Here is a 23,811-nt window from a genome sequence, read left to right as displayed (position 1 = left end):
ATGGACAAGATGGATTGGTGACAAATGAAAGGGCCTATTCATATAAGCAATGAAAGCAATCAGAAGGTAAAAGCCTCTTTTGGAATCGTCATGCGCGGGTAAGGGGGTTACTGAATATTAATATTGTAAACACTCGAGGGAGCGAGAGATTAGTGATTAAAAAAGCAATCATTCCAGCCGCTGGTTACGGCACAAGGAGCCTTCCAATTACAAAGGTAATTCCAAAAGAAATGTTTCCAATAGGTAATAAACCTGCGATTCATTATATTGTGGAAGAGGCTGTAAAGTCAGGTATTGAGCAAATATTAATTGTACTTTCTAGCAGAAAGGATTTAATAGTTGATTACTTTGATTATTCATTAGAATTGGAGGCTTTTTTAGAAAAAGAAAAAAAAGCCCATCTGTTAAAAGGGCTTGCTATTCCTAATGTTCAAATCCATTATATAAGGCAGCCATATGCGAGAGGACTTGGTGAGGCGATAAAATTAGGTGAAACATTTATTGGTAATGAACCTTTTGCTGTACTCTTGCCAGATGATATTGTAGTCTCGGATAAAGAAACTGCTTTAAATCAGTTAATTAGTATTTATAAAGAGACGAAAAATAGTGTAATAGGCATTCATACGGTACCAGATGAGTGCATAGAAAAGTATGGTATTATTGAAGGGAATATTGTAAAGGGTAATTACATGAATATTACGAATATTATAGAAAAGCCAAAAGTAAATCCTCCATCTAATCTTGCAGTTATTGGTAGATATGTTTTCACACCTGATATCTTTCCTTTATTAAAAAATATTCAACCTGGTGTTGGGGGGGAATACCAATTAACAGATGCGATTCATTCTTTAATTATGACTAAAAAAGTATATGGAAAAATGATTGATGGGAAACGATTTGATATTGGGCAAGAAGATGAATATATGCAGCTTCTTAACCTCATATATGGACAAAACAAAACAGATAAGAATTAATTTGTAGAAAAGGATTCAGCCAATATACACTTGAGGTCAACAAACGATTCCTGAAGATTTGATGAAACATATGTAAAAGTTAAGGGTAATTAAATATATTTATATCGTACCTTTGAGTCAGAAGAGAATACAATCGGCTTTTATTTAAACAAGACAAGAAATCATATGGCTGCAAAGTGCTTTTTCAAAAAGCCTTGCGGTCGTTTCATGTTTCAAAGCCTCATGTTATCGTAGTAGAACAGAATTCAACCTAACCAATTGCAAAAAAAAAGATACCCATAGGCATCTCAATCAGACAAGTAAAATAACTAAATAACATTACGGAGCAGGATCATTGTTTCATTAAGAAACGGGATCTTGCCGGCACTACCATCAACCTAATATACATTCACACCCATAATCAGCAGAAAATATCATTTATTATATATATCTTTTTACAACAAAAGTGGATTTCGAGCGCTCAGTCATTCGAGAGCCCCATTCGTTAATCCGTTAGAATTAGAGCTCGCGACTTTCTTCATATGAGTCTCAATTCAGGTTATTCTCGCTATTATTCTTTAGCTGTTGAGTTCTTTCCCGAAGAAATTCATGATACTGAGTCTTTATCTTCATAAAACAGCATCTTCACACAACGAACACCGTCAACGATACACCCCATCCCGATTAAGCTACCTCTCTTCTTTACAAAATGAAGCTTTTATGTATTTTTTCACTTTCTATTGAAACAAACTTATATTATATTCGAAGACATTCCTTTCTTACGAAACTCATAAGGCCCTTTTTTAGGGCTTTTTTTATTGTATGACTTCTTAACCAGGTATATACCTTAATTTATACTTAAGTATCCCCAAAGAGTTTTGCAATTAATTGACGTTTACATGTCCATTTAAACTAAATATAACAAATTTGGTTTTATGACGTGGGAATTTTATTTGAAAAATGATAATAAGTATATGCATTCAACACTGTATGTTTTGTTTGTTTTATATATTAATTGTTTTATATGTTTTACATGTTTATATGTTTTAAGAGCATGAAATGTCTTGATATATAAGGGATTATGACTCTTAATTATAACAAATTTGGTTCTAAAGATAACAAACTTGGTTTTAACTATAACAAAAATGGTTTTAAAGATAACAAGTTTGGTTGCTTTACTCTAACAAAGATGGTTTTAAAGGTAACAAACTTGGTTTTAATCATAATAAATTTGGTTTTAAAGGTAACAAACTTGGTTTTAATCATAATAAATTTGGTTTTAAAGGTAACAAATTTGGTTGCTTAACTCTAGCAAAAATAGTTCTAAAGGTAACAAGTTTGGTTGCTTAACTCTAGCAAAAATAGTTCTAAAGGTAACAAATTTGGTTGCTTAACTCTAGCAAAAATAGTTCTAAAGGTAACAAATTTGGTTGCTTAACTCTAGCAAAAATAGTTCTAAAGATAATAATTTTAGTTTAAACTATAACAAAAATGATTCTAAAGATAACAAATTTGTTTATATACTTTACAACTCTAAATATTTTCAAAATAATTTTTACTACTTAAATGATTTTCGGAATAATTTTATATAAAACAAAGGACTTCTCAACTTTAATAGTGAAAAAATAATTTTCTGAATTGATAAAAAATTAACTATAACAAAGGGAATATATTTGTTATAGTTAATAGAACAGTAGAGGTAAGAAAGAAGGGACGTATGTAGGTATGTCTGAAAATCAAGATTTGCAGATTAAAGAAAATAATATTGTTTCAAAATCAAATACTTTAATTGAAGCAAATTCACGTTTAAATTTAGTAGAACAAAAAATATTACTTTGTTTGGCTAGTAATATTGAACCCAATGATCGGGATTTTAAAACTTACACATTCCCCATCAAACATTTTCATGATCTACTTGGTCTTAATGGATCTACTAAATATTCGGAGTTAAGTAAAATTACAAAGGAATTATTATCAAAAGTAATTGAAATTCGGACAGGTGAAGTGCTGATACAGGTATCTTGGCTTTCTTCAGCAATTTACAACAGAAATAAAGGTACAATTGATATGCGTTTCGATCCGTTATTAAAGCCATTTCTATTAGAATTAAGCAGCAAGTTTACAAGCTATAGATTAGCTAATGTTGTGAAATTGAAAAGCACATACGCTATACGTATTTATGAACTACTTAAACAATATGAAGATTTAAAGGAACGTACAATTAGTCTCGAAAATTTAAGGTATTACTTAGACGCAATGGATATATACCCCAACTATGCAAATTTTAAGCAACGTGTGTTAAAACCTTCTCAAAAAGAATTAGACCAAAAAACAGATATTTCTTTTGAATTTGAAGAAATTAAATTAGGCAGGAAAGTACAAAAAATTAAATTTATTATCCGTGGCCAAAAAAAGAATGATAACAATTTAGTTCATTTTGAAAAGAACTTAGATAAATTTCAACAGCCCAACACATTTGAACAAAAAATTAAAAGATTTGAAGAACGCTGTAAAGAAAAAGTGTTTCCTAAAGTGTTAAAAAAATGGGAATCTCATAAAGAAATTGTATTAGAAATAATTGAGGATATACGATTTCGTTCAGATATTGATTCTCCAATAGGTTATGTAGAATTTACTCTAAATTCCCGATTAAAAGAAATATCTGATAAAGAAATAATAAACCACAGTAGTCAAATCGAGAATAAGCCTCATAATAATAGGGTATTAGAGATTAATAACATTATAAATTTAGTTATCAGTGAATATTCAAAATCTACAGGTACTGTAGCTACATTTTTAGTTAAAGATACAGCAATTGAAAAACTAGTGAGAGTAGTTACATTAGAAGAAGCTGAAGCTATTTGGATAGAACATGAAGTGTTTGTCATGGATAAAATTTATGAATACATTAAAAAGAATAGAAGGAAGAAAAGATACTAGATTTAATATAGAGTTGGATCATGTTGTTTACCTGAATCTGTATGAATATGTAGGGATTGCCCACTTAATAGGATCATACTCAAGCCGAACTTCCCCCGCTGTACAGCTGCATCCACCTACACCTGGATAAACAGGCGAAAATACATCAGGAAGTTGAAATACAGTTGAATCTAGGATACGAATACGCTTGAAAATATAAGTGTATGGAGAGAGAGTAGCTTAGTTGAAGAAAACTTTTTGTTAAGAAGTTAGGCTAACACTTGTTGTAGAAATTGCATGGCTGCAGTATTAAAAATACCTGCACAGAGAGGCGCAGGTATCCAACAAGGGTGTTTCGATATGTAATTCATATTTTATCAAGATTCATTGAAAATGACAAACGAAGTAAAAGAAAATTCTGTATAATTGGTTGAGAAACAAAAAACTGACTTTCAACTCCAGTCCATATAATGTACCTAAAAATAAAAATCCTACCTTATAGTTATTATAAAAAGGGCATATTTCACATATTTCTCGTTATCAGTAGTTAATAATGAAAAAAATTTTCATTATGGGGGTACTTTAAAATTTTAGCTTGATGGCGATGGGTTGCCACCCCTATTACTAAAAAATCCTATCGATATATGACATGAGCCCATTTTGAAAAATTCCTTGTCAAAAAGAAGCATATATGATGAGGAGGACATATTTTACACTATATTCCATTGGAAAGGTGAGGAAACGTATATGAATTTACATTACAAGAAAAATTTCATTATAACAAGCACGCCTTATTTTCCACATATTAATTTATCAGGCCTTCCTGAAGTAACAAGAATATCTTCATGCTTTCCTGAAACTCCAAAACCGAAAAAACAGCCAAAATCCCCCAAATCAAAAACATTGTGCTTTAGACAATTTATAGAGCATAAAATCCAGTTAGTTCCTCCTGCAAAAAAAGGAACCATCAAAGTTGATAGACAGATATTTACTACGATTGAAAAGGTGTGTTCAGAAGTAGTCACTATTTCGGGATTTATCCGTAAGACTGTTACTTATACAGCATTAGCTTATAACAAGGTAATTCCAAACTATAGAATCCAAGGTGACGTTCCCTTTCAAGGCCTTATAGAATCAAAAGACATTAAAGAGGAGTATCAATTTAGCATCCTCGAAGAAAAAATCCTTGCTAATGTTTTGGCACGTGAAGCCAATTTTAAAAACCAAAAGGAATGCCAAATATACAAATCTCCCTTTGCTTTCAATTTTATAGAGAAAGATTTTGTAAAAGTTTCCATAAAAATGAGTACTTAGGAATCTCCCACTTCAAACAGTCCGTTAGGGCGTTAAGTGGTGAGTAGTTCAAAGATGATCAAACATCCTATGATTGCTAATCAATCATCATTAACTCCTCGATTACTTTAATATTATTAAGGGTCTCCTCATCAGTTGGTAAGAAACTAAGAACCATTTTATTATGATGATAAGTCTGTTTATAGTCTTTTAGCTGAAAGTAACAAAACGCTAATTGTTTATGCGGTAACCAACTTTTAAAGGGTTGTTGTTCAATGAAATGAACGGAATTAGCTAAAGGTGCTTCTATAGCTTGTTTATACCAATAGGCAGCTTGAGAAAACTGGTTATTCTTAAGAAAGAATTCGCCTAGGCGACAGCTGAATTCCGGTTGAGGAACATCGTATTCTAAAGACTGAAATGTGATTTCTTTTTCTTTTTTAAAATTTCCGATTAGATGATAACAACTAGCTAATTTATGCATAACAAAAAGCCTGTGTTCTAATTGGATTTCTTTGTAGTCTAAGAACTTGTTATAAAATTCAATGGCTTGTTTATATTTTTTATGTTTATGTAATTCTCTGGCATAATGAAATATATCGTGAACTGTCATTTTACCTTTATTCTTTTTCAAAAATTGTTCATATAGTTTGAGATTTCGATCTGATTCATTATTGGTATAATTTTTTTTATGGGTGACTATGATGTCGCTTTCGAGCGCATTATATTGATCATAAATACTCAGTTCTTCATGAACAACGCCGTACCATTGAAAATTTTTAATTGTTTTAACTAATCTATTGCGGCGAATGCTGGTTAAAACATTATTAAATTTATCAATTTCTGCATGATAAATCATGGAAACTGCATCAATATTTTGAGTGAGGGATTGTTTTAAAGCAAGTAGCTTTTGACGTTCTTCTGGTAAAAGTATATCATCCGCATCTAACCATAAAATGTAGTCCATTGAAGCTTGATGAAAGGAATAATTTCGAGCTGCCGAGAAATCATTCACCCATTTGAAATCTAAAATTTGTTGAGTCCACTTACTAGCTATTTGTTTCGTTTGATCTGTTGAGCCTGTATCTACAATAATAATTTCATCGGGGATACCTTTAACTGATTCTAAACATCTATTAAGTGTTTTTTCTTCATTTTTTACAATCATGCATAAACTAATTGTAATCATCTGAACACCTCTGTTATAAATATCTTTGTTCTATTTGAATTTAGGTTTTTACCTATACCGTAGTACCTAAACGAATCTCAATAGGTGGAGCTGTAAGTAGTTCACGTTGTGGTTCTCGAACTGGTTTTATAGCTCGTAGTTCAACTATCATTTCAAGAACAATACTCCGGTACGTATTCACATCATCTAATATCTCTGTCCCAGTTTTCGAGAATGGTCCGTTCACAACCTAAATGTAGCTTTTTCTCTCCCATAAAATCATCTCATTTAGTTTATTTTTATTAATGTTTTCCTTAAAAAATGCTAAATGTAATTTTTTAAATGAGATATTGGCTTAATTTTTGGTATACTCCATGACCATCAAGCTAATATTTTGAAATATCCCCTCAACGAAAATATTATACTATCAAAGGTAAATATGGAATCAGAATGCAATCAATTATTGTAAGCACGCTATCTAGCTGTATAGCTAATGTTGCGAGTCATACCTGATTAAACGATTTTTATAACAGCAAAAAAGACTCTCCTAAGGGATAGAGTCTTTTCTCATAATATTTACATAGTTTTCAAATGCGGAAGTAACCTCACTTATTAATCTTATTGTTTTATATTTTATTTAAGGATTGGTTCCTATACCAGATGGAACAGCCCCAACTGGTATAGTAGCAATCACGCTATTTATTAGCCCATCAATCACAGAAACGTTATCGCTTCCCCATGCCCATCAACTTAACATTTTAATGTATTACCTAAATGAAAATTTTCTTTCTCTACATGTAGTTATTTTGAGAAGTCAGCTCATTTTTTCTTCTTTGGGGTGTTTACTTTTTTTAAGTTGATGGGCATGTGGCGGGACCCCTAACATAACTTATGTAAACTAGGTTTTTGGGAAATACACTGTCATATCAACGTTTGTGGTACTTTCGAGAACTTCCGTTTACAATACCTTTTATACATCGTTGATTTTACGCTATTTCCACCTTAAAACCCTCGTTAATTCCTGCATAAACTTCACTTTGTTAACTATCAGTATATTTGTTCAGTTTTCATGTGGAAATCTATCCTCTTCGTTGTATATAGAAGTGTAAGGCAAATAACGAGAGGGTGAAAAATTATGAAACTAAAACTCACAACACCAAACGGATTTAAATCAGAATTTAACATTTCACTGTATTTTATTATTTCTATTGGGATATTAGTTATCCAACTCCACCAAGCACAGGGCTCATTTGACCCTTGTTTATTTTCGTTCGTTGTGTTCTATTCGTAAATGGCCAACCTTTTCTAGTTGTCTCAGTTGCTGGAATCGAAATTGCTAGATTAGAGATTTCTCTTCAAGTAGCATTGACTTTAATAGCGTTAGGGATTCCAATTTGTTCTTAATTAATCGATTTCGATTCCAAAAGAGGGCTTCGGCTCTCTTTTTTTATTTATCCTTATCTTTCCTTAGCAAATAAGACCAGAAAATTCTTGAACAAAAAAAGAGCGCTTTTCTTCAAAGCACTCTTCCAAAGGGATTTACCAATCCCGACGGTCATCAAAATCGCGGTCACGATCATGGTTACGTCTGCGACGACATTCATCACAATCGCAGTCACGGTCACGTCTACAACGACGGTCATCAAAATCTCTATGTCTGCGTCTACCGAACATTAAATCATCCCAAAATCTATCACAATCTCTGAAGTTCTCGAAACGACAATCATCTCTCATGAATATAAGTCCCCCCCTCATTTTAATAGGATTCATCATATTCTATGTTTAAAAGTAGAAAACAGCTTGTTTACTAGTCTATCTTCTCTACCTATTTTCATTAACAACAAATAAGACACTAAACCGATCACGGCAGCGCCTAAAACGGTTAATCCTATATACATGTTATAACCTCATCAGATGTCCATTTTGTTCAAATTTAAAAAAGCACCCTTGCCGTGGATGCTCTTAATGTGATAAGGGGTTTCCTATGAGTATTGAATGAGACACGAAGAACTTGTCCCATAATTCAATATATGCTCGTCCATCTCAAAAGGTGCAAATAAAAAGACACCTAAGTAAGGTGCCTTTTCGGAATACAAGGAGCAACTCAATGTACATATCAACATTTACCTGAACACTACTATTCTATGCTTGAAATTACCCAATATGCATGAATGTAAAATAAAAAAGAGCTCTATCCCTATTTATAGAGCTCTTTAAGCGAGTAATGGCATATTTATGTTGACCTGATATTGTATGCCGAGAACTTCCTTATGTGCAAACGAAAGAGAGCACTCCCCCAACTTAAGTGCTCTCTCGTAAAACTTATGGGGTAACTAGTTGGAAAACCGTTCTGTATTATTATATGGATCTTAACCCCAATTATACCTAAGACAAAGTTTAAATATGTTTATTGGAGAAAAGCATTCATTAGAGTTTCTTTTCTTTATTTTTTAAAGGACTTGTTCATCTCGTACCTGGTTTGTTAATTCAAACATATTATGTAATTCACCAAAGGATGATATTTGTAGGACTACACAACAAATCTTTACAAAAGTATTACGTGATATTCAACTTGAAGGAAATAAGAAAAGGTATAAATCACCTGTATATTTATTTTAAAAAAGTGCAATATCTATTGCACTTTTTTAAAAACTAAAAATCATGAACTTTTTTACCAATGGTTGCGATGACAACAAATAACACATTTACAAAAATGATTATGGTGTTTATGTTCACAACGATGATTATGATGCTTATGCTCACAACAATGGTTATGATGTTTATGCTCACAACGATGATTATGATGCTTATGCTCACAACAATGGTTATGATGTTTATGCTCACAACAATGGTTATGATGTTTATGCTCACAACGATGATTATGATGCTTATGCTTACAGCAATCATTACGATGCTTATGCTCACAACAATGGTTATGATGTTTATGCTTACAGCAATCATTATTCCAATTCATTTTTATACCTCCTATCGAACAAGGGTTATATTATTCTATGTTTTAATAGGAAACATGCTTGTTTACTAACCTATATTAAATTCACAAAAAAATTCTATGAATATTTATTCTTAGAGGGTTAACATAACGCAATATTATTGATAGTACAAAAGGAGTTTTTTTAATTCTTTTTTAGGGCCTATTACAGCTATTGTTGGCACATATGATACTCAGACTAATCGAGTAGAGTTAAAAAATATTATAAGTGACAGAACAGGTGTTAATTATGGGGATTTAAGTTATTTACCTGAAGAATTAAGCGGTTTGCAAGTATTATCGGATTCTAGTACAGGAACGGGAGACGGCTCTACTACTGGAACACAAGATTGTGCTGTTACTGGTGGAGAAGGTAACTATATTGATTCTGGGAGTACAAATATACAAGGTGTACCTGTAAACTGGATAGTTCATGAATGCCAGATAGAAGTGAAAGTAGCAGGATAGAGAAGTGTTATTCTTACTAGAACAAGTACTAGTGTCTCAGGAACTATCCATTTAAGTTATGTAGCCAGAGTAAATTTTATAGTATATGTTCAAAATAAAACTCTTTGGATAAATATTGAACATCAACATAAGAATTTAGTAGGAAAATGGCTAAAAACATTTGGAGTTAAAACAAAATTAGGCTCCTGGGCAACTTTGAAATTTTAAATATATATGATATTCATTTTAAGTTAACATAAAACAGATTATCGGTTGCAACGAAAACACTATATAGAAAATGAAGAATTGCTTAGAACAGAGGGAGGACAAAATATAGCTTAAACTTATTGGGATTTGAGGCATCTAAAAACTTAGGGAGTGGATTAAGTACTTTGCATAAAGATCTCCTTTTTTCGAAGAATCTAGGCATCATTTTAAATGTGGCAGTAATAATTCTATAATTTTTATCATAAGGACATAGCAGCTTCAGAACAGAAGAAGTCGTTTTGGAATCGTCTGTTTGGTAAAAAAATTAAAATCTAATGGTAAAGAGAATTTTGCTTTTTATTTGAAAAAAGATAAGAAGCGAGCTTTTCGTTTATTATTAGTGATGATATTTAATTTTTAGCACTATAAATGTTAGACAAGCATATATTGTAGTATTGGAATAGGTTTCGCTCACTTATTTCATTTTATAGTTTTCCTTTTAAGAACACCAAAACGGGCATTGGTGTTCTTTTTAAATGGGTTGGTTTTGAAAAATAAGAAGTTTTCTTACTTACAAATGTATAAAACAAAGAAGCACTCAAAATGAGTGCTTCTTTGTTTTATACTTGTACTTGTTGTACTTGTAAAACTTTTAAAGTAAGGTCTAGTACAATTTTTTCGCGAAGAGTATCAAATGGTTCGTTTAGGTCTGTTGGACAAGGGGAAAAGTCTAATTCGAAAAATTGAGCGCTGACTAATTCGCAATACGGTTGTTCATTATAAAAAACTGTATTTTCGAAGAAGTATTTGTCTAAACGTGGTAGATCACCATTTTTAGGATTAATAAAGTGAGAAGTAGTATCTGAGGAAGAAGCTACTAAAGCTTGTGATAGAAAATCAGCTGCTGTTAAATCTGCAAAACCAGAAAATGGAACATTAGCGATACGATCAAATAAAGGTGCGTTACACGTGCTAGATGCATATTCAATATTTTTGCGAATATATCCTTGTACAAATAATTTTGCTCTTGTAACTCGGCGGTAATTTGTACCTGGTACTGGAGTAAATGCTACAGGAACTAACTTACATTGTGTTAAAAATACGTTTTTTAAGATACGTTTAATTTCAACTGCTGGAGGATCTAATGAAATATCGGATTCTACAACAATTTGAATTGTTCTTTCTGCTAATACAACTGGTATTTTTACAATCGGTGCTCCTGGAGTAAGAATTGGTGCTGCAGCTGCATCACTTAATGGTGTTTGAGTTTGTCCTTCTACCTGACAAGGTACATTGATTGGACATTGTTCGCTCATATTATCTAATCTCCTTTTGAAATTACTTTAGATTTTTAAAACTGTTCAATGCCAATATATTCGTTTTTTTTTATTGATGTATAAGCTTGTATAATAGGTTTTAAAATTTTTTTATTTTTTGTAGATATTTTTTTGACTTTCTCATTAAAATTTTTAAAGTAGCAAGTTCCGGGTTGAAAAATGAGTAAGTGGGTTTTAACTACGATCTGAACAGCATGGGTCTTAACCTAACCTGTGCGTTAATTTAAGTACAGCCCTTCATAATATCCCTTATAAAATTTAACATAATCATACATTTAGGTTGAACTTGAGTCACTTCACCATTTAGCTTTGCAATACGTTCCTATCGAGGATTTCCACCAGTATTCCATTGACGAATTCTTCATGAATATTACCGATAGTATTCATTTATTTGCCCAAGATCCAAACGAATTCGCCACGAAATTTAAACGTGAAATATATGATCATACACGAATTGAATATACCATAGGAATTGCTCCTAACCCATTAATGAGTAAGGTTGCTTTGGATATTGAAGCAAAGAAGAACAAGGACGGGATTGCTTGTTGGAAGTACGAGAATATACCTACAAAACTATAGAGCATACGACCGCTAAGTAAGTTTTGGGGAATTTCATATAAAACTGAAGCCAAGTTAAATCGAAAAGGCATACATTCAATCTAGGATTTAGCGAATTATCCACTTAAATACTTAAAACAGAGCTTTGGTGTGATCGGAACAGAATTACATTTACATAGCCACGGAATTGACTTTAGTCGCATTTCAGAAAAATATGTTCCAGCTACAACTTCTGTAGGAAAAAGCCAAATTCTAATGCGTGACTATATAATAGAAGAATTTCCGATTGTTTTACTAGAGCATATTGAAGAAGTTTGTTATCGGCTTAGAAGACAAAATAAACTTGCTCAAACAGTTCACTTTTCTGTTGGTTATAGTAAGAGTTATTCAGGCGGATTTAGAAAGACACATACTTTAAGTCGCCCAACAAATTTAACGATGGATATTTATCATATCTGTACATACTTTTTACATCAACAATATACTGGCGAACCCATTCGCAGCATAAACATTTCTCTAACGAATCTAGTCCAGGAAGAGGAGGGAAAAATTTCTCTTTTCGATAACATAACGCAGCGAGAACAAGAAATGAAGTTAACGAAAGTAATGGATGAAATACGCACAAAGTTTGGGAAGAACAGTATTTTACGTGGGATTTCCTACACGCATAGCGCTACAACTAAATACAGAAACACATTGTAAGGGGACACAAAGCATGATGAACTCTTATATGCCCAAAGGAAGAGGTATGATAAAATGGCAAGCCTTTGCTAGTTTACCGGAACAGTTTCAAGGAATTTGTGATATGAACCATAAGTTTGCCGCTTCGGCAAGCTTATGGTTCTTTTTGTTTGCGGCAAACTTATGCTTCCAGGATTTGAAGAATATTTTTAATGTCGCTTTTAAATAAAGTCACGGTGTTTATAAAAAAGACGCGATGTTTTGTCCCTTTGGATCTGTTTATCTAAGGGGATGTTTTTATAGTGAAAAGAAAATCTGAACTGAAAGGCGGATTAAGGAACTGTTGAGCGGCAATAAAGTTACTCCACTAAAAGGCCATCTAATGGAATTAAGGAAAGGTTTATTCAAAGGGAAATTGAAGTTAAGTTATGGCATTTTATTCGATAATCTAGAGTAACTATCTTATGTAAGGAAGGCACAAATATGAGTCTTGGAAATATAAGTACTTGAAAGTTGTACAAAGAAGGTTTAAAGGCATTAGGATAGTTGTGAATATATAATTATGAAACAAAGTGAGTTAGAACTTGTAGAGGAGATGAGAAGATGGCAATTAGTGCAGAGAGGAAGGCCTTAAGATTGATGAGGTTGCGTAGAATCTGCGGTTATAGTGCGGCAATAGCAGTAACACCTTACCTGCTGATCAAAATTGTATGGACTTTTGGTTTCTTCCTTCCAACCGAGCAAATGGGTGACGCCAGCTGGCGCATTATAAACGCAGTAACCGCCGTTCTCGCTGCGATTGGCATCCTTCTTGCAATGGCGTTTTGCAGGCCATGGGGGGAGCGGCTACCTGCGTGGTTGGTCGCTCTACCCATTTGGGTTGGTACCGGTTTGCTCGTTCCCATTTTGTTGATTGCACCGATTCTGGGCCCTGCAGCTATGATTCGGGATCAAGAAGCAGGTGCCGCCGACTTCTGGGTATACGAGCAGATCTTCGTCATGATCTCACTTTTCGGGATTGGCATCTTCCTGCCGCTTGCATTAGCGGGGTATGCAATGGCACGTTGGCCAGAGGCGCTGAGTGGCACAACCGACTACAAGGAGTTGCCGGGCAATACTTTACAACTACAGATCATCTTAGCTAGGATTGTCGCTGCCGGTTGCATTCTGCTCGGTGTCATCAAGGTGTTTTGGGCAGTTGGTGGCTCTTTTGGCATCGACCAGGCAACTATGGAGGGACGCGATGTATGGTGGTACCTGCTGTCATTGAGTACAGGTGTGTGGTCCTTTGCTGGTGCGTGGGGCATACTGGTGGTATCATCCCGCCGTGGATCAAGGTGGTTTCTACCTCCTATGGCAGCGACATGGATTTCATCGGGAGCGTTGTTCTCCAACAACCTCTATTCCGCCTTATCTTCAGTTCGACTCGATGCGCCACCCTCCCCAGAGTACCCATTGGCATGGTTGTTGACCACACAGGCCGGCATCGTCTTAGGTGTAATAATGGGGATGATTATCCTGCTGGTGCTGCACGAACGCCGTCGAGCCCTTCGAGATGAGTCCAACTGAAGTTGATTACACAGAACCACGGACTATTAAAATTGTGCAAGAGCTCATTTCGCGTGGAGAAGAGTTAGTGTACTTTACAATCGAAGATTTTCGAGAGCAAAAATAATTAGTGGTTTATTCGATTAAAGGGCGCGATTGTGGAGCAAACACAGGTAGAAAAATGATTAAACTTTTTATAAAAAATTATTCACTAGCAACAAATAACCCAAGCATTTTGATCAAACTTTTTTCAAAATGTTTGGGTTTCTTCTGTTGAAAAATCAATTTTTGTAGCATGCTTTTGATCAAACTTTTTTACAAACCAACAGCATTCACGGCAAGCTTATGGGTTAATAATTTATCCACGGCAAAGATATGCTTCCTTTTCCCTCGAACAATCAACTAAATCTCCTCAAAAACATGTAATTTCCGGCAAGGATATGCTTCCTTTAGCGGCAACTTTATGGGTAAAGTCACAGAATTCAAAGTATCATTCAAGAACAAACAAAAATAGAGATGCCCCTATTGGACTCACAACAATTAGAAGAAATAGAGTGTAATATTCAGCAAGCAATCTTATCAAAAGAAGAAATACACTTATCTTATTTTAGAAACGGCCATATCCAACTTCATCAATGTAAAATTTTGAATATTAGTTTACTTTCATTCCCCCTGATTTTATCTCATTTCACTTGTTTTTCTCAAAAACGGATAGAAAAGTATACATTCAAAACATGACAAATAAAGAGATTAGAACATCCATGAATAAAAAAGAAAAAGCTAGATCCATGCTAGCTTTTTTACATAATTCCTATTAGCTGAAGTTATACCTACAATATTTTTCAAAAAATCATTTACAGTATTTTATGCTATTTGTCAGGATTGGCCGTCCTAATTTCTCTTTCTTTGAATTGGAAGGACGCACTTGAATTTGAACACCTTTCATTTCAGCTGTAATAATGTCAATTCTTCCTGCCCATGTAGGACTGCCCTCTTCAACAGAGGGAAACATTTTAAAACGCCAACTGATTTCATCTGGAATAAAAGCAAATCCCTCATACATGTCATAATTGCCCAAAGTACTTGGATCAGGTAAGTGAAGAGCATGGATACTTATACTTGTTCGTGGGAAACTTAGTGTCAGCTTCACCTTATACACCAATGCTACTCCTTTTGCATTCTTATCCTCTTTATTGATGGGTTCTAATATTAAACTACATGGTAAAGACGGTGAAGAATCTGCTTGAATTTGATTTGGACTTACAACAATTATCATAACCAACACTAATACCCAAATAAATTTCCGCATTTTTTCTTTCCTCCTAAATGCTTATTTGGGTTAGGTTTCCTCTCCTATTACATCCTTATTAAGTAGGACTTTTGTTGTATAACATATTCATATGAGGTTTACATAACCCCACTTATCGGTATTCAATGTATCTAGAAAAACCCCTTCAGTTTACTTGGCTAAAGGGGTTTCTTATTTACATAATTTCCGATATAGGAAGTGAATAAATATGATTTATTTAACATTAACTCTCATTATCAGCAATTGGATAACTACTTAAAACTGAAAAAGAATTTGCCAATTTTTTCGCGAAATTTAATGGTGGTTCAACAGATTGGATATGAATATACATAATCAATGGTTTCATATATAACCAATGATTATGTAAGGCACTAACAATAATCCCCTGTTGAACAATTGATTGCATAAATAAAGGAATTTCTTCTTGTAAAATAGCAATTTCTCCAAAGTTTAACGCATTACCATTTTGATCTAACGATTCAAAAGATATCCCGACCGGTATCACAGAGATGCTTGGTCGTCCTTGAACAAACACTTTGATATTACGACGCAAAGATACAGAACAAACACCCTGATTTATGTTGCTTTTCCCATTAAAAATTTTAGCAAATTGTTCACAAAGGACGTTAAGGTTGTTCATAAATCTGATGTTCCTTTCTCACTATAATAGAGTGCTATACTACTTGAAGTATTGATTTATATATCATACAGATAGGGTATATATGGTTACTTGTATCAATATATGATATAAACACACTTGGCATGCCAATATATAGGATAAAGCGAGAAACGAAGGAATAACGATGTATACGCAATTCATATGAGGTTAACATAACGTCTCATTATCGGTAGTATCCAAAAAAGCTAACTTCTTAGCTTTTTTGGATAAGAAGTTAGCTTTTCGTTTTTGGGGTATCTCGTTTTCCTTAGCTTGATGGTGATGGGGTTCAGCCAGCAAAAGAATAGAGATAGTTAACAAATATCTGTTTTATAGTTTAAATGTGAACATAACTATACTTTTATTTTGCATGTATAAATTCTTACTGAATATAGATATATCATTTTCAGTAAGAATCCCTCATTCTTCTTTATTAACCTATAATTACATTTTCAATAACTTATTACGATATTGATACTAATTAAAAACATTTTATACAAATGAACAATTAGTATTTTTAGGAGTAAAAGAACCTAATACTTAGTTCCTCTTAATTCACATAATTTTCAAATTTTAAAACCTTACATGTTAAGATTTGGTATATAATGAAAGCAACCCGTAGTTAGAGTGTTTGCTCCGATTCAAATTATGAGATAGTTTGTTTTAACTTTTTTACATTATCTAAAAAAGGACTTGTAGGGATTCCTATAAGTCCTTTTTGTGTTTTGATAGTGACTCCTTATTACAAAACCTAGGAGACAAAGAAAGGAGTATACATATTAATTTTGGAAGGCAGTGGTATAATTAAGGAAGGGAAAAATTAGAAAATAGTGATTTTATATTAATTGTGAATAGACAAGGGGAGAATACATTGATTAAAAAAATCACCTTAAAAAACATTGCTACTTATAATCAATCAGGTACTTATTTGGATGATTTGAAAAAGATAAACTTCATTTATGGTAATAATGGTACGGGTAAAACAACAATCTCAGAGTTTATTCGAAAAGAAAAAGATTTTCCTGATTGTACATTGGAATGGGATGATAAAAAGATAACTACATATGTTTATAACCGTAACTTTGTAAACGAAAATTTTAGTTTAGATAATCCAATCAAGGGAATATTTACGCTTGGTAAGGAATCAGTGGAGCTACAAGCTAAAATTAAAGATTTCAAGGATGAAATACGGAAACATGCGAGTGAAATTAATAATATAGATGATCTTTACACTAAAAAAGATATGGAAAAAAAATCATTAGTGGATGAATTTAAAGAGCAATGTTGGACGGTAAAAAATAAAATAGAAGTTGATTTTAAAGATTTAATTGAAGGTTACCGAGGGTCTCGAATAAAATTTATGAATAAATGCTTAGAAGAATCGGCAAATACACTTAGAGAGCTAAAGTCAATTGAAGAGATAAGGATAAAAAAAGAATCTCTATTTGATCGTCCGGTAGAGAAGGTAATACGTTATAGTAATGTTAGCTTTGGAAGTGAACTAGTAGGCAATGAAATTTTCGAACGAAAAATTTTAGGTAAAGAAGATGTTGATATATCAAGTTTAGTTACTAAGTTAAATATTAGTGATTGGGTACAACAAGGACACACTCTAATTAACAAAACAGATGGAGTTTGTCCGTTTTGCCAACAAACTCTACCAAATGAGTTTGAAGAAAAGTTGAATAGTTATTTTGATCAAACTTATATACAACAAATGAATAGTTTGAAGGATATTTCTGATAAATACATACACAGTGTGAAAGAGATGATAAATCAGATTAATATGTTAGTTAATAATGGTGAGGCAGTTTTTCTAAATAAGGAGAAAATACACCGAACATTGGAGTTAATAGAGGCAAAATATAAGGAGAATACACTTTTAATAGAGCAAAAAAAGAAAGAACCCAGTAGGAGTATAAAGATTACTAGCCTATTAAATTTTGTAGCAGAAATAAATCTGGAAATCTTAAATGCAAATAAGAAAATTGATAAATATAATAATGCGATTGAAAATATAAAATCCGAGAAACAAAATTTAGCAAAAGATATGTGGCGATATATTACTGAATTAAATAAAACGAATACCGCACAATTTAATCAAAAAATGGATATTGTAAATAAAACTTTGATGGGCATGAAACAGTCTAAAGAGAAAAAGGAAGCACATAAACGAAATTTTGAGAAAGATTTGTTACAATATCAAGAACAAGTCACAAGTGTGGAGTATTCTGTAAGTGAGATAAATAAAATTCTTATCTCTTTTGGATTTTCAAACTTCAAACTAGCGGCTTCTACTGAAAAAGGTTTTTACACAATCGTTCGTGAAAATGGGGAAGATGTTAAAGATACTTTGAGTGAAGGAGAAAGAACTTTTATCACTTTCTTATATTTTTACCAACTTTTAAATGGAAGTAATCATAAAGAAGATATTGTGATGGATAAAGTGGTCGTTATTGATGACCCTATTTCAAGCTTGGATAGCAATGTTTTATTTATGGTAAGTAGCTTAGTTAGACAGATAATGTTTGATATCAAAGAAGGTACATCTGATGTTAAACAACTATTTCTTTTGACTCATAACATATATTTTCATAAGGAAATTACTTTTAATAAAGGGAAAAAGCGTTTCGGAGACGGTAGCTTTTGGATTGTGAGAAAAAACAATAATATATCGTCTATTCAGAAATACAAAGAAAACCCAATTAAAACATCGTATGAATTGCTTTGGCAAGAGTTGAAAAGCAAAGAAAATCGGAGTTTGATTTCCATCCAAAATGTTATGCGAAGAATATTAGAGAACTATTTTAAGTTTTTCGGGAATATTAGCATTGATGAACTAGAAAATAAATTTCAATTCGAAGAAAAGCTGATATGTCGTTCGTTAATTTCTTGGATAAATGATGGATCACATTATATTAGTGAAGACTTGTATATAGAAAATAATGAAGATATAGTACATAGGTATTTTTATGTTTTCAAACAGATATTTAAATTAGAAGGGCATAAAGCTCATTTTGATATGATGCTAGGTGATTATCAATATGAATCCCCAATACAAGATACCAACTTTGAAGACAACCTAGCTAAAAGTCTAGATGAAATACAGTCTGGAATAGCACAGGTGGCAATTAGTGAGGAATAAAACAAAAAAACTGAATATAGAGCGACTGATTTTGATAATACAAAAATAGGGAATACGATTTACTCAACATCCTTCATTAATGAGCTATCCAATAACTGGTTTGGTAAAATATATTGCAAAAGTTTGTAATAAAGCCATAGAAATAGAGCCCTATTAATATAGGGCTCTTCTTTATTTTTTAATATATGATTCTTATTTATTTGTATTATTTCTTTATTTCAGCCTTATTAGGATTCTTTTTTTGTACCATATTCACTGTGTTTCAAGGCGAATAAATTTAATTTATACAAATATATAAAACATGTATTAATAAAATGTTGCTGCTAATCTATTAGTTACATGAATATTAAATTGTTCCGTATGCTCTTTAGCTGTTACAGTATTAAAATGGTTAAAATTCTCATACACTTCACCGATATATTCTATTAAAGAAACCATTATTAGAGCGTAATCATAATAAATACCAGAAAAAATTGTCCAATAATTCTTGTTGGTTATTTTTAAGATTCTATTTAACCTTACATATAATTGATATACTTCTTCGTTCTTAATATCAAACCATTCTTCATTCAAAATATGTCTAGTAACATAATCATGTGTATCTGCATTTACAAAAGGGACTTCTTTCAAAGATTCATATAAAGCCAATGTTAACCGGTGCAACATATTACTAAGAATATCCGCTACTCTTATTAAGGTATTTTCAGAGGAATCTTCATCGTCATATACATAGTGAAAATCTTGCCTTTTTGCTGTATTATAAATTTTCCTGTTTCCTTCTGGATCAATAGTTAAATGTACATCATTCGGTGAAATGTTTAGCTCTTCTATTAATTCACGGAGACCTATAAAAAGATATTTATAATCCCATTCATATTTTTCTCTTGGCTGGGCTTTAATATAGATATTATCTAAAATACATAATATATCTTGTAAAGTTGATGTTTCATGTATTTTTCTTTCTACATTTTCAGTCTTGCTAATAACCTTTTTCAACATTAATTTAAGGTCGGCTAAAAACTCCTTCGGACTCGTTTTTCTATTGGTAAATAGAGATTCCATAAGTTCCTCATTTCTATAATTAAATAGAAATTTAATTATAGAATAAATGAATGAATTCCTATTTACATAAGGAGGTAAATACACTTCCTCGAAGTATTGTGAAATCAGATATTCAGTCTTACTGTACATATGAATATGCAATGTAATCTCTTTATCATCTATAAATTCAAATAGTTTAGTATAAACGTTTAGTGTGTTTGGATTAAATGATCTAAAACCAAATTTAAAATTTTTCTTACTAATTGTAGTACCTTTAAATTCCTGACCTTTTTTGAGTTCGTATATCTGCTTAAATTGATTTTCAATATATAAATATCGTTCTTGATACGCTTGCTCTTTCTCCTGTTTAAATCCCCAAAAAACACCTAAAAACAAATCGTTTTGAGCCCCTTTATATATATTTAGACCCGTATCCTTGCATGTAATAGCTCTATCATGGGATGATTCATCAAAGTAAAAATTGTAAATTGTCATTTTATCCTCCAAAAAAATACTTCTTTCGCATTACATCTATAAGTCCAAGTAATAGATAGATCCATTCATTATATAGATGCTTTTAGTACACCGTTGCAATTTAAGTTCGAAGAATTAATTAATCTTAAATAAAAAAGAGAAGGATAATCTCTTCTCTTTTTTATAATTTCTCCTATACTATAAAAACTTTAGACGCTTCCACATTAAAAATCTAACTTTTTATATTCCTCAACAATTTTTTTTCGCAAATATGTTTCTTGTTGAATATGCTCTTCATCCTTCAATATCTTTCCGAACAAATGTCTTCCTTCTGCAAAGGTAGTATATAATCTTGCTAAATTCTCCAAATCATATAACAGATTATTTCCTTTAAAAAATCTGTGTGCTTTTAAATACCCTAAGCGATCAGCTGCCGACACAATATAATAAGTGTCATATACACCATCTTCAATAGCACTAATTAACCAATATAATTTATCATGAATTTCTTTCTTTTCATCTTGCTTTACAATTTCTTTTAGGAAATCCTTATCTAAACGTACCGTGTTTAAATATTCATCATATAAATCATGTTTCTTCAATAATGAAATTAATTTACTTTCATCATAAAGCTCTATTTCAACCTTATCTTCTTGTTTACTTTTCCAATCACTCCACCAATTGTGCTCTTCGAGTGAAAAGTCCATAGGGACACATAAAATCCATTTATCCATCTCATTTTTTTCTACGGCTCTTTTAAATGATTTTCGAATATTGCTTTTACGGCTATCATTTAACCTATCAAGGAAGTATTTGCATTGAACAATTGTGTATTGTCCGTTTGATTTCTTGATAAAAACGTCAACTCCACCATCACCTTGTGTAACCTCCACTTTATGTACAGCATCGCCAGCAAATTCTCTCGAAAAAATATTATAGCAGATTTCTTCAAATTTTGATCTTGCACCTTCTTTTTGATTTTCCCATAACCACTTAAGATCTCTTTCCATATGAGTACCTCCTGTGTATTAGAATAGCGAAAAACATCTATATTAATAAACTATCATACTTAAATACCCTTTTGGTAAAAATAACAAAATGAATTCATTCGCAATACACTTCAAAAGGTACACCTTTTGAAGTCCATTAAACTCTATGAATTTTAGTACTTCAGAAGGTTTAAAACGGGGTTTTTGAAGTACTAAAAATTAAAGATACCTTTTGAAGTATTTTTGTTATAATTTTAGTAGAAACAATTTCGAAGGGATGTCTATTTATTTTGAATACAAGAAAATTCGGTTATATAAGGGTCAGTAGCAAAGACCAAAATGAGGATCGTCAGCTTGAAGCAATGAAACGACTCATCACTGACGAACGAGATATTTTTGTCGATAAGCAGAGCGGAAGAGACTTTAATCGTGAACAATACCAACTTCTAAAACGCATGTTAAGAAAAGACGATATTTTATATATCCATTCCCTGGATCGATTCGGAAGAAATAAAGAAGCTATCCTTGAGGAATGGAAAGATATTACCCAAAATATACAGGCTCATATTGTCGTATTGGATATGCCACTTTTAGATACAACTCAATATAAAGATAGTTTAGGGACTCTTATTACTGATTTGGTACTTCAAATCTTATCGTGGCTTGCTGAAGAGGAACGAACAAAAATAAAAACTCGCCAACGTGAGGGTATTGACGCTGCAAAGAAAAAAGGAAAACATTTAGGAAGACCCAGAACTGAAATAACTCAAGAATTTATTGATGCCTATAATAAATGGAAATTCAGACAGATAACAGCACTAGATGCCATGAGAATGTGTAATATGACGAGTCCTACATTTTATAGAGTGGTTAAAAGATTTGAAGAAAGGAGGAATAAAAATCAATAACATTACAAGAAAAAACCAAGATACAATACAAGGATTTTCTTCTTATCTATTAAATAAAGGACGAAAGCCCTCTACAATAAAGCGATATATTTACGATGTGGAAAGCTGTATTCATTGGATGCAGCAATCAGGAAGATTCTCTGACTCTGATGAAATGAATTGGGAATCTCTATATAAGAAGGATTTCGAAGTATTTTTTAATTATTTAATCGAGGAACGTCAGTATTCTGATAAGACGGTACATCGTATTTACATTGCCCTTAATAGACTGTATGAGTATTTAGATTTACCAAGCCCGATTGGAAGTGTAATACACATAGCTCCACCTGATCGTGCATTGCGTACTGAAGATTTTATTTCTCCACAAGAAGAGCGACGCCTAAAAGAAGTATCTGCTTCATTGGAGGGACTAACAGAAAAACAACGTTCTACTCGTCCAATGATTTTAGAGCGAAATCTTTCTATTATAATCTTGCTCCTAGACTACGGACTTTCTTTGCATGAACTTATCTCTTTACGCATGAAACATGTTCGTTTCGAGAACAATACACTATCAATACCTGATGATACAAAAATCAATCGTACAATCCAGTTAAAAGAAGAAGATAAATTACACTTATATAATTATTATAAAACCATTCCTGAACCTGTACGTCCTAGATATCACAGTGATGATCCACTCTTTGTTTCTTTTCACTTTAGGTTAGGGACTTACGTTTGGAGTTATGACGAAGATGCACCAAAATTTCTGACGGAAATTTCCGTTCAAAAAATGATTCGTTTAGAGGTAGAACGTGCTAATCTTCGAAAGGGAATTTCTGCACAACATTTTCGAAACACTTTTATATTAAAGATGTTCCAGCAGCGATGTACGGATGAACATATCGTAAAGCAAGTCGGGTTTAAGACTCATGTATCGCTAAAAAGATATCGTAAGTATTATACAAACTTTAACGAGAACAAGGGTTAAAATTCTGTACTTGCTGTGTAAATTTTATATACCTATCATGAATAACTAAAATGTTACACAAATACCCAACAAAGCATTTACAAATAAATAACTTTAAATTAATCCATCAAATAACGTAATTAGTATGAAAAACGCTATCCTTTCTTATGATTCTACAGAAAGAAAGGATAGCGTTTTTCATTTTAAAGAGACTTTGTTTTGCTAGCTTAATAATACT

Annotated in this window: 20 protein-coding genes and 6 pseudogenes; 16 read left to right on the top strand and 10 right to left on the bottom strand. The window is 32.3% G+C overall.

Annotated elements, in window-relative coordinates:
- Positions 1–152 precede the first annotated feature (152 nt).
- The 3 genes and pseudogenes from MKX66_RS30365 to MKX66_RS30355 all read left to right on the top strand — a co-directional run bounded on the left by MKX66_RS30365 (position 153) and on the right by MKX66_RS30355 (position 3,893).
- Positions 153–974, top strand: coding sequence for a UTP--glucose-1-phosphate uridylyltransferase (locus MKX66_RS30365; protein ID WP_016093988.1), 822 nt, complete (start codon positions 153–155; stop codon positions 972–974).
- Positions 975–1,001: 27 nt separating this feature from the next.
- A pseudogene (locus MKX66_RS30360) lies at positions 1,002–1,279 on the top strand (DDE-type integrase/transposase/recombinase); the annotation flags it as partial.
- A gap of 1,399 nt (positions 1,280–2,678) precedes the next feature.
- Positions 2,679–3,893 (top strand): replication initiation protein, encoded by a 1,215-nt coding sequence (locus tag MKX66_RS30355; RefSeq protein WP_002144437.1) that lies wholly within the window; start codon positions 2,679–2,681, stop codon positions 3,891–3,893.
- An 11-nt stretch (positions 3,894–3,904) separates the two neighbouring features.
- Here MKX66_RS30355 and MKX66_RS30350 read toward each other — a convergent pair.
- A pseudogene (locus tag MKX66_RS30350) lies at positions 3,905–4,186 on the bottom strand (IS4 family transposase); the annotation flags it as partial.
- 433 nt (positions 4,187–4,619) lie between these two features.
- Between MKX66_RS30350 and MKX66_RS30345 the strand changes: the two are divergent.
- Positions 4,620–5,186: a hypothetical protein gene (locus MKX66_RS30345; protein ID WP_341088219.1), complete on the top strand. Its 567-nt coding sequence runs from the start codon at positions 4,620–4,622 to the stop codon at positions 5,184–5,186.
- A gap of 76 nt (positions 5,187–5,262) precedes the next feature.
- On the opposite strand, the gene MKX66_RS30340 is transcribed toward MKX66_RS30345, so the two are convergent.
- The 3 genes and pseudogenes from MKX66_RS30340 to MKX66_RS30330 form a co-directional block, all read right to left on the bottom strand.
- Complete coding sequence (locus tag MKX66_RS30340; protein ID WP_088038760.1) at positions 5,263–6,354, bottom strand: tetratricopeptide repeat-containing glycosyltransferase family 2 protein; 1,092 nt, start codon at positions 6,352–6,354, stop codon at positions 5,263–5,265.
- A gap of 52 nt (positions 6,355–6,406) precedes the next feature.
- A complete protein-coding gene (locus MKX66_RS30335; protein WP_002144434.1) occupies positions 6,407–6,580 on the bottom strand; it encodes a hypothetical protein in 174 nt (57 codons plus the stop codon).
- A 390-nt stretch (positions 6,581–6,970) separates the two neighbouring features.
- Positions 6,971–7,060 (bottom strand): annotated as a pseudogene (locus MKX66_RS30330) (hypothetical protein); the annotation flags it as partial.
- Positions 7,061–7,468: 408 nt separating this feature from the next.
- On the opposite strand from MKX66_RS30330, the gene MKX66_RS30325 reads away from it, so the two are divergent.
- Together MKX66_RS30325 and MKX66_RS30320 are read left to right on the top strand one after the other, a co-directional pair.
- Positions 7,469–7,624 (top strand): hypothetical protein, encoded by a 156-nt coding sequence (locus MKX66_RS30325; protein ID WP_341088291.1) that lies wholly within the window; start codon positions 7,469–7,471, stop codon positions 7,622–7,624.
- The gene (locus MKX66_RS30320; protein ID WP_085960943.1) at positions 7,597–7,737 is read left to right on the top strand and encodes a DUF3956 family protein; all 141 of its coding nucleotides are present in this window, start codon (positions 7,597–7,599) and stop codon (positions 7,735–7,737) included. Before MKX66_RS30325 ends, MKX66_RS30320 begins: the two co-directional genes overlap by 28 nt.
- Before the next feature lie 135 nt (positions 7,738–7,872).
- Here the strand turns inward: MKX66_RS30320 and MKX66_RS30315 are convergent, their stop codons facing one another.
- Positions 7,873–8,067: a hypothetical protein gene (locus tag MKX66_RS30315; RefSeq protein ID WP_016103990.1), complete on the bottom strand. Its 195-nt coding sequence runs from the start codon at positions 8,065–8,067 to the stop codon at positions 7,873–7,875.
- Positions 8,068–8,787: 720 nt separating this feature from the next.
- Between MKX66_RS30315 and MKX66_RS30310 the strand changes: the two are divergent.
- The 3 genes and pseudogenes from MKX66_RS30310 to MKX66_RS30300 all read left to right on the top strand — a co-directional run.
- Positions 8,788–8,952 (top strand): annotated as a pseudogene (locus MKX66_RS30310) (MarR family transcriptional regulator); the annotation flags it as partial.
- Between the two features lie 58 nt (positions 8,953–9,010).
- Entirely contained in the window at positions 9,011–9,376 is a 366-nt protein-coding gene (locus MKX66_RS30305; protein WP_341088215.1) for a hypothetical protein, read from the top strand.
- 234 nt (positions 9,377–9,610) lie between these two features.
- Positions 9,611–9,790: a hypothetical protein gene (locus tag MKX66_RS30300; RefSeq protein ID WP_235713513.1), complete on the top strand. Its 180-nt coding sequence runs from the start codon at positions 9,611–9,613 to the stop codon at positions 9,788–9,790.
- Positions 9,791–10,596: 806 nt separating this feature from the next.
- On the opposite strand, the gene MKX66_RS30295 is transcribed toward MKX66_RS30300, so the two are convergent.
- On the bottom strand, positions 10,597–11,292 hold the full coding sequence (locus MKX66_RS30295; protein ID WP_016103993.1) for a CsxC family protein: 696 nt from the start codon (positions 11,290–11,292) through the stop codon (positions 10,597–10,599).
- Positions 11,293–11,616: 324 nt separating this feature from the next.
- Here MKX66_RS30295 and MKX66_RS30290 point away from each other — a divergent pair.
- The 4 genes and pseudogenes from MKX66_RS30290 to MKX66_RS30275 form a co-directional block, all read left to right on the top strand.
- Positions 11,617–12,573 (top strand): annotated as a pseudogene (locus MKX66_RS30290) (DinB/UmuC family translesion DNA polymerase); the annotation flags it as partial.
- Between the two features lie 13 nt (positions 12,574–12,586).
- Positions 12,587–12,670 (top strand): annotated as a pseudogene (locus MKX66_RS30285) (YolD-like family protein); the annotation flags it as partial.
- Positions 12,671–13,155: 485 nt separating this feature from the next.
- Complete coding sequence (locus MKX66_RS30280) at positions 13,156–14,121, top strand: hypothetical protein (protein ID WP_002144228.1); 966 nt, start codon at positions 13,156–13,158, stop codon at positions 14,119–14,121.
- Positions 14,122–14,580: 459 nt separating this feature from the next.
- Positions 14,581–14,838, top strand: a complete 258-nt coding sequence (locus MKX66_RS30275) for a YolD-like family protein (RefSeq protein WP_341088280.1) — start codon at positions 14,581–14,583, stop codon at positions 14,836–14,838.
- A gap of 112 nt (positions 14,839–14,950) precedes the next feature.
- On the opposite strand, the gene MKX66_RS30270 is transcribed toward MKX66_RS30275, so the two are convergent.
- Positions 14,951–15,409, bottom strand: a complete 459-nt coding sequence (locus MKX66_RS30270) for a hypothetical protein (RefSeq protein WP_341088210.1) — start codon at positions 15,407–15,409, stop codon at positions 14,951–14,953.
- A 223-nt stretch (positions 15,410–15,632) separates the two neighbouring features.
- Positions 15,633–16,049 (bottom strand): DUF1259 domain-containing protein, encoded by a 417-nt coding sequence (locus tag MKX66_RS30265; protein WP_088038713.1) that lies wholly within the window; start codon positions 16,047–16,049, stop codon positions 15,633–15,635.
- An 889-nt stretch (positions 16,050–16,938) separates the two neighbouring features.
- On the opposite strand from MKX66_RS30265, the gene MKX66_RS30260 reads away from it, so the two are divergent.
- Positions 16,939–19,212, top strand: coding sequence for an AAA family ATPase (locus MKX66_RS30260; protein ID WP_341088208.1), 2,274 nt, complete (start codon positions 16,939–16,941; stop codon positions 19,210–19,212).
- A 306-nt stretch (positions 19,213–19,518) separates the two neighbouring features.
- Here the strand turns inward: MKX66_RS30260 and MKX66_RS30255 are convergent, their stop codons facing one another.
- Both MKX66_RS30255 and MKX66_RS30250 read right to left on the bottom strand, forming a co-directional pair.
- A complete protein-coding gene (locus MKX66_RS30255; protein WP_341088207.1) occupies positions 19,519–20,748 on the bottom strand; it encodes a hypothetical protein in 1,230 nt (409 codons plus the stop codon).
- A gap of 203 nt (positions 20,749–20,951) precedes the next feature.
- Positions 20,952–21,737 carry a restriction endonuclease gene (locus MKX66_RS30250; protein ID WP_328069212.1) on the bottom strand — a complete coding sequence of 262 codons (786 nt, stop codon included), beginning with the start codon at positions 21,735–21,737 and terminating at the stop codon, positions 20,952–20,954.
- Positions 21,738–22,006: 269 nt separating this feature from the next.
- Here MKX66_RS30250 and MKX66_RS30245 point away from each other — a divergent pair, with 269 nt between their 5' ends.
- Positions 22,007–22,624 (top strand): recombinase family protein, encoded by a 618-nt coding sequence (locus tag MKX66_RS30245; RefSeq protein ID WP_341088205.1) that lies wholly within the window; start codon positions 22,007–22,009, stop codon positions 22,622–22,624.
- Entirely contained in the window at positions 22,596–23,594 is a 999-nt protein-coding gene (locus MKX66_RS30240; RefSeq protein ID WP_341088202.1) for a tyrosine-type recombinase/integrase, read from the top strand. The genes MKX66_RS30245 and MKX66_RS30240 overlap by 29 nt, the downstream gene beginning before the upstream one ends.
- Positions 23,595–23,811 lie beyond the last annotated feature (217 nt).

The organism is Bacillus sp. FSL R9-9530 (assembly GCF_038008145.1).
Lineage (GTDB): Bacteria > Bacillota > Bacilli > Bacillales > Bacillaceae_G > Bacillus_A > Bacillus_A mycoides.
This window is presented reverse-complemented; position numbering and strand designations above follow the sequence as displayed.